This is a genomic window from Ruegeria sp. BG10 (genome assembly GCF_056538575.1).
This window is the reverse complement of sequence record NZ_JBQFTI010000004.1, coordinates 117,926-131,039: the sequence shown is the minus strand read 5'-3', so window position 1 is coordinate 131,039 and position 13,114 is coordinate 117,926. Positions and strand designations below refer to the sequence as shown.

Here is a 13,114-nt window from a genome sequence, read left to right as displayed (position 1 = left end):
TTTCCCGATGGAGCTTTTCTCAAATGTCTGAACTGCGTGACACCGCTATGACGTCCAAGGCCTGGCCTTTTGAAGAGGCGCGCCGGTTGCTCAAACGCTATCAGAAGGCTACTCCGGAAAAGGGATATGTTCTGTTTCAGACCGGCTATGGCCCGTCGGGCCTGCCGCATATCGGGACGTTCGGCGAGGTCGCGCGAACCTCGATGGTGCGCCATGCTTTTGAGCAGATCAGCGACATCCCTACCAAGTTGATCTGTTTCTCGGATGACATGGACGGATTCCGCAAGGTGCCGACCAACGTACCGATGCAGGATGAGCTGAAAGAGGATCTGCACCTGCCACTGACCAAAGTGCGCGACCCGTTCGGGACGCATGAAGGCTTTGCGCAGCACAACAATGCGATGCTGTGCGAGTTTCTGGACAGTTTTGGGTTCGAATATGAATTCGCCTCGGCCACCGACTACTACACCGGTGGGCGGTTCGACGAGATGCTGCTGACCGCGCTGGAGCGGTTCGAAAAGATTCAGGAGATCATGCTGCCGACCCTCGGGTCCGAGCGGCGCGAGACCTATTCCTGTTTCCTGCCGATCAGCCCGAAAACCGGGCATGTGCTGCAGGTGCCGACGCTGGAGCGCAATGTCGAGAAGGGCACGATCGTCTATCAGGAACCGGATGGCGAGAAGGTTGAGATCCCGGTCACGGGCGGCAACGTCAAAATGCAGTGGAAACCGGACTGGGCGATGCGCTGGGCCGCGCTGGGCGTCGACTACGAGATGTCGGGCAAGGACCTGATCGACTCGGTCACGCAATCGTCGAAAATCTGCCGGGCGCTGGGCAAGCAGCCACCCGAAGCGCTGAGCTATGAGCTGTTCAACGACGAGCAGGGCCAGAAGATTTCCAAGTCCAAAGGCAATGGCCTGTCGATGGAGGAGTGGCTGACCTACGCCGCGCCCGAGAGCCTTTCTTATTTCATGTATCAGAAACCGAAAACGGCCAAGCGTCTGTATTTCGATGTGATCCCCAAGGCGGTGGACGAATATCACCAGCAGCTTCGGGCCTATCCGGGGCAGGAGCTGAAGGCTCAGCTGAACAATCCGGTCTGGCATATCCACGGTGGAGACGTTCCTGAATCCACGTTGATGGTGCCGTTCGCGATGCTGCTGAACCTGGCCTCTGTTTCCGGGGCCGAGAACAAAGAGGCGCTGTGGGGCTTTATCCGCCGTTATGCGCCTGAGGCGACCGCCGAAACGCATCCCGACCTGGACGATGCGGCCGGGTTTGCTGTGCGTTACTTCAACGACTTCGTCAAACCGACGCGTCAGCACCGCGCCCCGACCGATCAGGAACGCGAAGCGCTTGAGGCGCTCAAAACCGCACTTGAGGCTTATGACGGCCCGATCGAGGACGAGGCGCTGCAATCGGTGGTCTATTCCATCGGGCGTGAACGGTTCGACCCGATGCGCGGCTGGTTCACCGCCCTTTACGAAGTGTTGCTGGGCGCGTCGCAGGGCCCCCGTTTCGGCGGGTTCATTGCGCTTTACGGTGTGCCGGAAACGATCGCTTTGATCGACAAGGCGCTGGCTGGCGAACTGGCCTGATTTGACCTGATACCACGTGGGGCTACTCTTTCGGCAGGAGGTGGCCCCATGCGTCGAATTTTGTTAGCTGTGTTGTTCAGTGCCGGTCTGGTTACGGGCGCCTTTGCCCAGAATTCCGAGATAGAGGCCAATATCACCGCACAGATACAGGCCTTCAAGGCAGATGACTTCGCCACCGCCTTTACCTTTGCCAGCCCGAATATCCAGCGCCTGTTCCGCAATCCCGAGAATTTCGGAGCCATGGTTCGCAATGGCTATCCTATGGTCTGGCGCCCGGCGGATGTGCGGTTTCTTGAACTGCGCGAAATGGCCGGGTCGCTTTGGCAGAAAGTGATGATCGTCGATGGCGACGGGCGCGTGCATATTCTTGACTATGAAATGGTTCAGCTGGAAAACGACTGGAAGATCAACGGTGTGCAGTTGCTGCGCAATTCGGATCCTTCGGCCTGACGCAACACCACCGTTACGGTGATATGAGCGGCAATTAATCCCTTTTCGATACACAGGCTTTTGCGTTCGGGGCGACCCCGGACACTGAGTTTATGCCCGTGGTGACCGGCTGCGGCGCGATTGGGAAAGGGATTTCTATGAACAAGGCAATCACCGACGGTATCGTGTTCATGCCGCCTGCTTTCGCAAATGGACTGAACGTTTGGTCGAGCGGCGACGGAACGCCCGGCTCACCGACATATGACGGTTCGGGCACAGGGGCGTTTGTCCCGGCGGATGCGGATTTTGCCGGCTGTCTTGAGATCCTGAAGGTCAATGCCACGCAGCAATTGCGTTACATGGGGCAGACGCCGCTTTTGCCGGGCTGCTATTTGCAGATCAGGGCGCGGGTCAAGGCGATCAGCGGCCCTCTGCCCGAGGTGCGGATCGCCGGCTGGGCCGGCGGTGCCGGCGACGTGCAGGTGACAGGTGTTGCCGCGCAAGGTCCGGCCACGCAACTTTCCGGTTACGGAACCGTGCATGAGATCACCGCAATCGTTGGCACCGGCCAGCGCGATGGTGTTGATATGCCTTGGGGGGTCGAGGCGCTCTACGGGCATTTCGGTATTGATATCGACGGAGCGAACGGGGCTGTTATCAGGGTCGACGATATCGAGATTACCGACGTTACAGGGGTGTTCCTGCGCAATCTGATCAGCCTGGTCGACGTGCGCGATTTCGGTGCGGTCGGCGACGGGGTCGTTGACGACTCGGTAGCGTTTCAGGCCGCAGACCAGGCCGCGAACGGTCGGCGCGTTTTCGTGCCCGAGGGGACCTATTTGCTGTCGCAGAACATCACGATGTCGTCCGAGATCGAATTTGAAGGCACGGTTACGATGCCCGATGACAAGATGCTGATCCTGAGCAAGAATTTCGATCTGCCAGCCTATATTTCGGCCTTTGGTGACGAATCGCTGGCCTTCAAGAAGGCGTTTCAGGCACTGCTGAACAATTCGGATCATGAATCACTGAATCTGGGCGGGCGCAAGATTTCGGTCAGCGAGCCGATTGACATGGCGGCTGCGGTTCCGAACAAGCAAACCGGGTTTTCCACGCGCCGGGTCATTCGCAACGGGCAGTTCGACGTGCAAAGCAGCGCGGCCTGGGACACGGAAACGGTGAAATCCACGGCGACGTACAACACGTCGGACCCCACGCGCCTGGTTAACGTGGCAAACGTGGCCAATATCCCTGTTGGTGCGCTTGTGCAGGGCAGTGGCGTAGGGCGCGAGATCTACGTCCGTTCGAAAAACGAAGGCGCGGGTGAGATCACGCTGAACGCGCCGATCTACGACGCTGCGGGGACGCAGGTGTTCGACTTTGTTTCCTTCAAGTATTTGCTGGATTTCAGCGGCTTCAGCACCCTGCGCAAATTTGGCATGGAAGAGATCGAATTCCAGTGCAACGGCCGGTGCAGCGCGATCAGGCTGGCCCCTTCCGGTAGCACCTTTGCGGTAACGAACTGCTTTATCAGCAGACCCAAGGATCGGGGGGTAACCTCAATCGGGACCGGGTGTCAGGGCATGCTGATCGACAATTGCCAGTTCTTGTCGAGCGAGGAATCCTTCAACGTCTCGGACCGGGTTTCGATCGCACTGAACGCCACGGCCAACGATATCAAGCTGCGCCACAACCGGGCCGTTCGATTTCTGCACTTTGCGGTTCTGGGCGGGACCAACAACATGGTTCTGGGCAACCATTTTTTTCAGGGTGACAGCATTGCGCAGGGTATCCGCAGTGCCGGCCTGATCATGATCGGCACCTATAACAGTTCAACCATCGCAGAGAACTATGTCGACAACTGCTTTGTCGAGTGGACAAATGAGCGGGACGCCAATCCGGAATACACGGCCGGCTTTTCCTTTAGCGCCATGAGCATTACCGACAACATCTTTTATTCCAGCGAGGTCGCGCCCTGGTTCAGCTGTATCGTCATTCGTCCGCATGGGGCGGGGCATTTCTTGAATGGCGTGATCGTCACCGGGAACAAGTTCCGCTCGACCAACGGCAGCATCACCCGGGCCGAGCGGGTGGACACCAGCTTTGCCGATCTGGACAATAGCCGCCATCTGAACGTGACCTTCGAAAACAACACGTTCCACGGCGTATCCACCAAGGTCGCGAACCCGTTGCGGCTTCGGCACAGTCAGAGTTCAGCGGCCCAGGCCTGGACCATTGCCACGCAGGGGCGGCTGCCCTTTGGTGGAAGGGCCCGCAGTTGCGATGCAGCAACCGTTCTCGGGCCGCTGAGGAATACTTTGGGTTCCTTGGCCTACGCGGCCCCTTACGTCGAACTGGAGCAGGGCTCGATTGGCAACGCGATCCGTCTGCGCTGGCCCGAAGCCGTTCGCGGAGAGGTGTCCGCACTTATCCGGATGGAACGCTGATCGCGGTTCCATAGCGGATCAAAACTCGCTCCAAATTGCGACCTTGATGCCCGTGTCACTGCGGGCATCGTTGCGTTCAAGACCCAGCACCCAAGTTGTCGTGCTTTTCGGGGTTCGGATCATGACCGATGGCCGCGCTCGCCAGAAAAGCGACTTTCCCGGCGTATAGGATGTTTCGATCTGCAAAAGCGGGTTCAACAACCGCTGCGCGGACAGACCTGCGGTAATGTCCAGCTTTCGAAAAACGGCGTCATGGGTCCGAAACTCCAGCGCGCCGTCGACGGCGATCCAGCCATCGCCCCATCCGGTCCGAAGCCCTTTGCCATAGGATAAGGTTACGCGGTACATCGCCCAGGCGCGTCTTTGCCGGTGATGGGCGCCAGCCCCGAATTCGGCGGCAAAACGCCCCCAATCGCCATAATCCGCAAGAGGCACCCGGGCAAACAACAGCGCGTGGCCGTACAATTCGCGATTCTCTTCGAAATCGAATCCAACCGTCAGATTGGGTCGGTATCCCCACTCTCCGTAAAGGGAAGATTTGTAGTCATAACTGCCGTCGGAATCGCGGAATGCCGTCACGGACGCTGCTGAAAACGCGGCGCCCTTGTCCCGCAGCCACGCCCCGGACCAGGCCGGTGCGGCGGATAGCAATAGAACCAAAAGCGTGAAGACCCGGTACATGCGCGCAGCATCCGTCAGCATGGTTAACGGATGGTTAGTATTCTACTCATTTCAGACAACGCCGCCTCGGTCCGGGTAGCAAAGGAAACACACGACCTTTCCAAATCCTGTGTTAGGCTTGTGTAAGTTAAGGGAGAATCCAGATGCCGAAGATTTCCAAGACCGCAAGCGTCCAGACTGTCATCACCACATTCGAAATGACGCCAGGCACCTGCCATGATCTGCTTGAGGCGCTGACCGATGCCTATGGCGAGTTTATCTCAAAACAACCGGGGTTTGTTTCTGCGGGGCTGCACGTGAACGATGCGCAGACCCGGATCGCCAATTATTCTCAATGGGAACGTCGCGAGGATTTTCTGGCCATGCTGCGCACGCCGGAAATGCGCGACCGCAACCGCAAGATCAACGAGCTATGCAAAAGCTTTGAGCCGGTGATGTATGACGTGGCCGAAACCTTTGGAAGTTCCTGACCTAGATCAAAGCCTTGGAGCCCGGCGCATCGCAAGCTGATCAAAGGAAAACGGAGGTGCGCGCCATGTATCACAGTATTCTTGTTCCCATATCTTTTGACGCTGAACGGGACATTTCCGGCCCGCTGAAACTGGCCGGGATTCTGGCCACGCCGGACGCGAAAGTGACGTTGTTGCATGTGGTTGAGCACATTCCGAACTATGCGATCTCGTACATGCCGCCGGAATACCTGTCCGAAGCCCGCAAGGCGATCCAAAAGGAACTGGATGATCTGGCCGCGAAACTGCCCAATGCAATGGGCGTGGTAGTCGAAGGGCATTCCGGGCGCACGATTCTGGATTGGGCGGATGAGCATAAGCCGGATCTGATCATCATGGCATCGCACCGGCCGGGAATGCAGGATCTGCTTCTGGGATCAACCGCGAACCACGTCGTCCGCCACGCCGCCTGCGCGGTTCACGTGGTGCGCTGATCTGGTGCCAGATCGGCCGGAGATAGCCGCCACGCCTTGCCGAACCCGCCGTTCAGCAAGGCGTCTGCAACCTCAAACCGTACAAAACTGAAATCGGCAAAGTCGATATACAGCCGGGACTTCGGGCGCAGCGCCAGGTAGCGGGTGCGCAGCGCGTTGTGATCGTCGGTGTCACGGTCTACAAACTCGGCCTGCGCATGAAGCGTCAGGCGCGGATGCGTCAGCGGATCGCCGGTCTCTTTCGGCTCGCCGATCAACAACGCGCAGGCCGGGTCAGCCTGTAAAGCGTGGGTGTGATCTGACAGCGACGACACCAGCGAGATCATCTGCCCGCCTTGATCCGTGGCCAGAGCGATCCGGGTCACCGACGGCAATCCACAGCCCGGGCGCAGCACAGCCAGAGCGCCGTGAGTGGCCCCTTCGATCAAGCAGCGTGCCATTTCGCGCGCAGGGTCATCGGCGGAACGATAGGGGTCGGCTTTGCTCATGCTATTCCTGTGCGCTCTGGTTCAGGCGTTTCTGACAATAGCCCCATCGCCATTCCGCTGCGAGGGGGGCAGATCGCCGCGCAAACCAGGTAGATTGCCTGACTACCAGTCTCGGTTTTGCCACAAATCTGACGTATCCGGTGTGCATGTCGTTCAGGAACCTCCTGCCCAAACTCAATTCAGTTCCTTCCGGCGCTGCGGGTCGCCGTATGCGCGCCGACGCCCTGCGTAAACGGGCATTGTCGCCGGTACGGATTCTGATCATGGTCCTGATGCTGCCGCTGACGACGCTGGGCATTGCCGTAAGCGTCTATCTCCGCACTTCAGAATTCGAGCGTGAAGAAGCCGTGCTGCATCTGATTGCCCTGGCCGGATGCACGGCCGCGGAATCCGTTGTTTCGGGGCCATTCCTGGCCGGAGAGCCCGGATACCACCTACGCAACGATCCTGACGGGGACGGTATTGCGTGTGGAACACTTGTATCCGCGCCCATTGAAACAACCGCGGTACAACAGGTCGAACAGTCGAAAACGCGGTCGATCGGGAACGCCAAATTCGTGCGACCCTGATTGATACGCGGACGTGTGTGCTGTTCGATTGAGGGGTTTGGTGGCCGAGCCCGCCAATTGCGGCGTCGGCGGGAGTGGTGGAAATGTCAGGGGCGGATCATGCCGCCCCAAAACAAGAGTTTAGCCGTTAGTTCGCCCAGAACAGGCGATGGCCGGCGTTGTCAGGCGCTCATCTCTGCGGTCAGTTTCTGACGCAGAGTGTCTTTTTGGTTCGAAATTTTCCCCGGAATCAGGAACGCATCGACCAGCATCCAGATGGCGACGCCCAGCAGGAGGAAATATCCCACCAGCACAATCGCGGTCAAAACACCCAGGATCGTCAGAACCAGCATGATGATCCCGGACTTGTTTTCGCCGAGATAAAAACGATGGGCGCCGAGCATCCCAAAGCAGAACCACAGCAGGTAAGCCACAAAGATGTTCTTTGAATCGTTGGCAATTCTCTGTTCGATAAGCTGTTGCTTGTCCGTTGAAAGCGTCAATGTATGTCCCTTCTAGTCTTACTGCGCTTTTTCTGCGCGTTCTTGTGTGCTGGTAACGGTCCAAGGTGACGCAATCCGCGAAAAGCTTGATTGAAGCCCCGCGTTGTCCCCACCTCGTATCTGTCGCGCCAGTTCGCTGTGACAGAACTACGGAAGATAGAGGCAAAAAAATGTTCACAACATGTTAAGAAATGAGACTTAATCTCCGGTGCAGAAGGCTTCGAGTGATTTGTCTCGCTCGCGACGCCAGATCAACCCGGGCGACGCGGGACACCTTTCGCAAAGTTAGTGGCAGTCCAATCAGTCTGCGCGTTCACCTGACCTTCAGGGCAACCTTCAGGTCGTCAATGGCGTCGACCTGCGCCCGGGAAAGCCGTTCTCCGGCCAGCGGCGTCAGCATGTCCTGCAGCGTGCCCCAGGACTGCCCGCCATCGATTTTTCTGAGCCGGCGACCTAGGCGCGGAACCGCATCACCGGGCCCATTGCACTGCGTCATCAGCCAGCGCCCCAGAACTTCCATCTCGGTCGCTTCTTCTTCGGAACAGCGCAGTTTCGTGCGCAGAAGAACGTGCAGGCGCTGTCGTTGTTCGGACGTCGGCAGATCGTCAAGCTCGATGAAGGATTGGGCAATGGCGCAGATTGCGATCCGTTCGTCATCGATCCCTTCGACCGGATGGGCATTGGCCACACTGCGACACGCCAGCTTTCGGGGGGCGTTTTTCAATGTTGTTGCCATGTCTTGGGCAGTATTGATCGCTTCCCGGGGATTGTTGCGTATCCACCACCAGACGGCCCCGCCAATCGCGGTTAGAATGAGTATGAAAACGGGCAAGCCAATGAACTACTTCAAAAATTCTGACGCGATGATTTATCGCTTTGCGCTCAATTGCAACCATCAGTTGAGGTTCCCCGGTCATTTTTGACGGAACTGAGTTCCGCACAGTCGATTGGCGAAGCAGTAGCCGATCGGTGCCCAGCTAAAGCGTCTCTCTGACGCAATTTGCCTGCGCACGTCCCAAATTTTTTGGAACGTCAATTCTGTGATAAAATGACGCCTTCTCTATTTCAGGAGATTGTAATGACAAATTTTATTACCCCGAACATCGCTGCAGAACTCATTTCGCATGAAGGCATAGTTCGAGAAGCTTACCGCGACTCTGTCGGGGTTTGGACCTGGAGTATTGGTATTACGTCCGCTTCGGGTCACAAGGTTTGGCCGCGATATGTCGATAATCCGCAAACGCTCAGAAGATGTTTCGAGGTGTTCGAATGGGTGCTTCGAAACAATTACCTGCCTGCCGTACAGGAAGCGTTCATCGGGCACGCCCTTACTGAGGCTCAACTTGGCGGGGCATTATCGTTTCACTACAATACAGGCGGCATAAAAAAGGCGACCTGGGTCAAAAGGTGGAAAGCCGGAGACGTATCCGGTGCCAAATCCGCAATCATGAACTGGAAGAAACCCCCGGAAATCATACCCCGGCGCAGGAAAGAGCAGGCCTTGTTTTTTGACGGTGTTTGGTCAAACAATGGCACGGGAACCGAGTATCAGGTTCGAAAGCCGTCCTATTCGCCAAACTGGTCCAGCGCGACAAGCGTTTCAACGAAGGCCATACTCGACGATCTCTTCGGCTAAGTCAGTGACCTTTCTTCCGTCGCTTCACATTTCCACCCCGCTGCCCAGGCCTGCCAGCCGTTGAGCGACCGCGCGATTTCACCGCGTCTTCCGAGGCTTTCTCGACCGCCCATTGGCGCGCCATGGGGTCGTCGGCGACGGCCAGATCGACCGCTTCCAGACGTTTGATCTCATCCCGGATGTTGGCGGCCTCTTCGAATTCAAGGTTCTCGGCGGCCTTGCGCATCTTCTCGCGCAACCCGTCCAGATGGGCTTCCAAATTCGCGCCGTGCATCGGTTTGTCGATGGTGGCGGTGACGCGGTTCATGTCGACGTCGCCCTCGTAAAGACCGGCCAGAACGTCCTCGACATTCTTTTTCACCGTCTCCGGGGTGATGCCGTGTTCCTCGTTATAGGCAAGCTGTTTGGCGCGGCGGCGGTTGGTTTCCCCCAGCGCGCGTTCCATCGAGCCGGTGATCTTGTCGGCATACATGATCACCCGGCCATCGGCGTTGCGCGCGGCGCGGCCGATGGTCTGGATCAGGGAGGTTTCCGAGCGCAGGAAGCCCTCTTTATCCGCGTCCAGAATGGCGACCAGCCCGCATTCAGGGATGTCCAAGCCTTCTCGCAGCAGGTTGATGCCGACCAGCACGTCGAACGCGCCCAGCCGCAGATCGCGCAGGATTTCGATGCGTTCCAGCGTGTCGATGTCCGAGTGCATATAGCGAACTTTGATACCCTGTTCGTGCAGATATTCGGTCAGGTCTTCAGCCATGCGCTTGGTCAGTGTCGTGACCAGCGTGCGGAAACCGTTGGCGGCCACCTTGCGCACCTCATCCAGCAGGTCGTCCACCTGCATGGATACCGGGCGGATTTCGACCTCGGGGTCCAGCAGGCCGGTGGGGCGGATCACCTGTTCGGTGAAGATGCCGCCGGTCTGTTCGATCTCCCACTTTGCCGGGGTGGCCGAGACGAAGACGGATTGCGGGCGCATGGCGTCCCATTCCTCGAACTTGAGGGGGCGGTTATCCATGCAGGACGGCAAGCGGAACCCATGTTCGGCCAGCGTGAACTTGCGCCGGTAGTCGCCTCGATACATCCCGCCGATCTGCGGGACACTGACGTGGGATTCGTCGGCGAAAACGATGGCGTTGTCGGGTATGAATTCGAAAAGGGTCGGGGGCGGTTCCCCTGGCGCGCGACCGGTCAGATAGCGCGAATAGTTCTCGATCCCGTTGCAGACGCCGGTGGCCTCCAACATTTCCAGATCGAAGTTGGTGCGCTGTTCCAGGCGCTGGGCTTCCAGCAGTTTGCCCTCGCCGACCAGTTGATCCAGCCGGATACGCAGCTCCTTTTTGATCCCGATGATCGCCTGCTGCATTGTCGGCTTCGGCGTCACGTAGTGTGAGTTCGCATAGACACGCACTTGCTCCATCGTCGCGGCGCGTTCCCCAGTGAGAGGGTCGAATTCGGTGATGGTTTCCAATTCCTCGCCGAAGAACGAAAACTTCCAGGCGCGATCCTCAAGGTGGGCGGGCCAGATTTCCAAGGAATCTCCGCGTACCCGGAAAGACCCGCGCTGAAACGCCTGATCGTTGCGGCGGTATTGCTGGGCGACCAGATCAGCCATCACCTGCCGCTGGTCGTACTCCTTACCGACCTTCAGGTCCTGTGTCATCGCCCCGTAGGTTTCGACCGAGCCGATCCCGTAGATGCAGGACACCGAGGCGACAATGATAACGTCATCCCGCTCCAACAGCGCCCGCGTGGCCGAGTGGCGCATCCGGTCGATCTGTTCGTTGATCTGGGATTCCTTCTCGATATAGGTGTCCGAGCGCGGCACATAGGCCTCAGGCTGGTAGTAATCGTAGTAGGACACGAAATATTCGACCGAGTTTTCAGGGAAGAATCCCTTGAATTCCCCGTATAGCTGCGCGGCCAGCGTCTTGTTGGGTGCAAGTATGATCGCGGGGCGCTGGGTTTCTTCGATCACCTTGGCCATGGTGAAGGTTTTGCCGGTGCCGGTCGCGCCCAGCAGAACCTGATCGCGCTCGCCGTCGTTCACACCTCCGGCCAGTTCCTGAATTGCGGTCGGCTGGTCGCCGGCAGGCGCGAATTCGGTATGCATGACAAACTGTTTGCCGCCTTCCAGTTTCAGGCGCGCGCGGACGTCGTCGACGGTCAACTGGGTCTTGTCGGAATGGGCATAAGGCATGGGCTGGCTCCGGGTCAGGCCCTTACATTTGTTCTTATTTTGTCCAACTGCAAGGGCTGATCCGGTCCGGAAAGCTCAGATTCAGTAATAGGCGGGTTGCGCATCCGGAGCGTGATCCGAAATCACCTTGTCGGCCAGGGCCTTCAGGTTGCCGTTGAATACCTTGGACATCAACACTTTCATCAGGGTCTGCCCCAAAAGCCAGCCAAGGGGGCCATATTTCACAGCATATTCCATGCTCCAGATCACCCGGGTGCCAGCCCCGTCCAGCGGTTCAATAGCAATCGCTGCATGGGCCTCGGTCAGGGGCATCGCCGACATTTCGGACAGGCGCACGCTATAGCCCCGGTTGGGGTTCCACCTGGTGACCTCTTCGACCAAAGAGGTTCCATTCGCAAAATAACAACGCCGCTTTGACCCAACGCCATGAACGCCGTGGGTCAGGGCCTCTACCTGCGTGATCTGTGGGGCAATCTCGTCAACCTGCATAAACCGGCTGAGTACCGCCCAGATGGCTTCGGGGGTCGCGTTGATTTCGAGGGTTCGTTCAAAATGGTTCATCTGTTCAATCCTTTGGCTGATCTTTCGAAGATCATAAGCGAGGCCAATGACAGTTTCTGTCATCAGGCCGTTGTTGCATTCCGCGACAATTGTCATCTTGTCCCGGGCGGCGCTCTGGCGCATAAACAAGCCCAGCCAAGTGAGTACGGAGAGGCGACATGCGCGCACGGATTTACCAGCCTTCGCGAAATGCGATGACCTCGGGGATGGCCAAGACCCGCAAATGGGTTCTGGAATTTGCCCCGGCATCTGCGCGCGAGGTCGATCCGCTGATGGGCTGGACCTCATCCAATGACACGCAGACCCAGGTGCGCCTGAAATTCGACACCAAGGAAGAGGCGCTGGATTATGCCAAGGACAACGGCATTGACGCGCAGGTCAGCGAACCGCAGAAACGCAAGCCGAACCTGCGCGCGCGCGGGTATGGAGAGAATTTCGCCACCGATCGGCGCGGTCCCTGGACGCACTGAATGATCGAAATCCGCGAGGCTGATCCGACATCGGATGCGTTGCGCCCGGTGATCGACGCACATTTCGCCCATAGCGAAACGGCGGGACCCGCGGAAAGCAATCATACCCTGGATGCCGCCGCATTGGCCGGACCGGGCATTCGGTTCTGGGCCATGTATGTGCACGGAAACCCAGTTGGGTGCGGGGCGCTCAAGGTGCTGCCGGATGGTACGGCCGAGGTGAAATCGGTTCATATCCTGCCTGACGCACGGGGGCGTGGGCTGGCGCGGGTGATGATGACCCATCTGGCCGAAAAGGCGCGATCCGAAGGGGTGTCTGCACTGGTTCTGGAAACCGGGGCGGCGCATTTGCCCGAATATGACGCGGCCCGCAAACTCTATGAGGCTCTGGGCTATTCCTATTGCGGGCCGATCCACGGGTACAAAACTGATCCGAACAGCGCATTCATGCGCCTGGGCCTTGAACCCCTCCCATAGTAGCAACAGGAAGGGCGCTGCGGTCCTTTGGCGCAACAGGGTAGGTCAAAGGAACCCGACGGTTCGTAAGTGCAGCGTAAATGTCTGACTATGAAGAAAAAAATGATTGGTGAGGCGACCAGCATACTACCAAGTTGAC

15 protein-coding genes are annotated in these 13,114 nt (G+C 58.2%); 9 read left to right on the top strand and 6 right to left on the bottom strand.

Features of this window, described 5'->3' with window-relative positions:
• Positions 1-23: 23 nt before the first annotated feature.
• The 3 genes from ACR0D8_RS15845 to ACR0D8_RS15835 all read left to right on the top strand — a co-directional run bounded on the left by ACR0D8_RS15845 (position 24) and on the right by ACR0D8_RS15835 (position 4,474).
• Positions 24-1,598 carry a lysine--tRNA ligase gene (locus ACR0D8_RS15845; RefSeq protein ID WP_480647940.1) on the top strand — a complete coding sequence of 525 codons (1,575 nt, stop codon included), beginning with the start codon at positions 24-26 and terminating at the stop codon, positions 1,596-1,598.
• 48 nt (positions 1,599-1,646) lie between these two features.
• Positions 1,647-2,048 (top strand): DUF4864 domain-containing protein, encoded by a 402-nt coding sequence (locus ACR0D8_RS15840; RefSeq protein ID WP_475154249.1) that lies wholly within the window; start codon positions 1,647-1,649, stop codon positions 2,046-2,048.
• Between the two features lie 137 nt (positions 2,049-2,185).
• Positions 2,186-4,474, top strand: a complete 2,289-nt coding sequence (locus ACR0D8_RS15835) for a glycosyl hydrolase family 28-related protein (RefSeq protein WP_480647938.1) — start codon at positions 2,186-2,188, stop codon at positions 4,472-4,474.
• Between the two features lie 18 nt (positions 4,475-4,492).
• On the opposite strand, the gene ACR0D8_RS15830 is transcribed toward ACR0D8_RS15835, so the two are convergent.
• Positions 4,493-5,155: a hypothetical protein gene (locus ACR0D8_RS15830; protein ID WP_480647936.1), complete on the bottom strand. Its 663-nt coding sequence runs from the start codon at positions 5,153-5,155 to the stop codon at positions 4,493-4,495.
• Between the two features lie 143 nt (positions 5,156-5,298).
• Here ACR0D8_RS15830 and ACR0D8_RS15825 point away from each other — a divergent pair, with 143 nt between their 5' ends.
• Together ACR0D8_RS15825 and ACR0D8_RS15820 are read left to right on the top strand one after the other, a co-directional pair.
• Positions 5,299-5,625: an antibiotic biosynthesis monooxygenase family protein gene (locus ACR0D8_RS15825; protein WP_475154232.1), complete on the top strand. Its 327-nt coding sequence runs from the start codon at positions 5,299-5,301 to the stop codon at positions 5,623-5,625.
• 65 nt (positions 5,626-5,690) lie between these two features.
• Complete coding sequence (locus tag ACR0D8_RS15820) at positions 5,691-6,098, top strand: universal stress protein (protein WP_480647934.1); 408 nt, start codon at positions 5,691-5,693, stop codon at positions 6,096-6,098.
• Here the strand turns inward: ACR0D8_RS15820 and ACR0D8_RS15815 are convergent.
• The gene (locus ACR0D8_RS15815) at positions 6,083-6,586 is read right to left on the bottom strand and encodes a HugZ family pyridoxamine 5'-phosphate oxidase (RefSeq protein ID WP_480647932.1); all 504 of its coding nucleotides are present in this window, start codon (positions 6,584-6,586) and stop codon (positions 6,083-6,085) included. The genes ACR0D8_RS15820 and ACR0D8_RS15815 overlap by 16 nt on opposite strands.
• A gap of 209 nt (positions 6,587-6,795) precedes the next feature.
• Between ACR0D8_RS15815 and ACR0D8_RS15810 the strand changes: the two genes are divergently transcribed.
• Positions 6,796-7,155: an excalibur calcium-binding domain-containing protein gene (locus tag ACR0D8_RS15810; protein WP_480647930.1), complete on the top strand. Its 360-nt coding sequence runs from the start codon at positions 6,796-6,798 to the stop codon at positions 7,153-7,155.
• 161 nt (positions 7,156-7,316) lie between these two features.
• Here ACR0D8_RS15810 and ACR0D8_RS15805 read toward each other — a convergent pair whose 3' ends face one another.
• Entirely contained in the window at positions 7,317-7,637 is a 321-nt protein-coding gene (locus ACR0D8_RS15805; protein ID WP_475154210.1) for a TM2 domain-containing protein, read from the bottom strand.
• 313 nt (positions 7,638-7,950) lie between these two features.
• Positions 7,951-8,361, bottom strand: a complete 411-nt coding sequence (locus ACR0D8_RS15800) for a hypothetical protein (protein WP_480647928.1) — start codon at positions 8,359-8,361, stop codon at positions 7,951-7,953.
• A 354-nt stretch (positions 8,362-8,715) separates the two neighbouring features.
• On the opposite strand from ACR0D8_RS15800, the gene ACR0D8_RS15795 reads away from it, so the two are divergent.
• Positions 8,716-9,273 (top strand): lysozyme, encoded by a 558-nt coding sequence (locus ACR0D8_RS15795; protein WP_480647926.1) that lies wholly within the window; start codon positions 8,716-8,718, stop codon positions 9,271-9,273.
• A gap of 1 nt (position 9,274) precedes the next feature.
• Here the strand turns inward: ACR0D8_RS15795 and uvrB are convergent, their stop codons facing one another.
• Together uvrB and ACR0D8_RS15785 are read right to left on the bottom strand one after the other, a co-directional pair.
• Positions 9,275-11,467 carry an excinuclease ABC subunit UvrB gene (uvrB, locus tag ACR0D8_RS15790; RefSeq protein ID WP_480647924.1) on the bottom strand — a complete coding sequence of 731 codons (2,193 nt, stop codon included), beginning with the start codon at positions 11,465-11,467 and terminating at the stop codon, positions 9,275-9,277.
• 81 nt (positions 11,468-11,548) lie between these two features.
• Positions 11,549-12,151: an SRPBCC family protein gene (locus ACR0D8_RS15785; RefSeq protein ID WP_480647922.1), complete on the bottom strand. Its 603-nt coding sequence runs from the start codon at positions 12,149-12,151 to the stop codon at positions 11,549-11,551.
• A gap of 35 nt (positions 12,152-12,186) precedes the next feature.
• Between ACR0D8_RS15785 and ACR0D8_RS15780 the strand changes: the two genes are divergently transcribed.
• Together ACR0D8_RS15780 and ACR0D8_RS15775 are read left to right on the top strand one after the other, a co-directional pair.
• Positions 12,187-12,498, top strand: coding sequence for an ETC complex I subunit (locus tag ACR0D8_RS15780; RefSeq protein WP_475154186.1), 312 nt, complete (start codon positions 12,187-12,189; stop codon positions 12,496-12,498).
• Positions 12,499-12,975, top strand: a complete 477-nt coding sequence (locus ACR0D8_RS15775) for a GNAT family N-acetyltransferase (RefSeq protein WP_480647920.1) — start codon at positions 12,499-12,501, stop codon at positions 12,973-12,975.
• Positions 12,976-13,114: the final 139 nt, after the last annotated feature.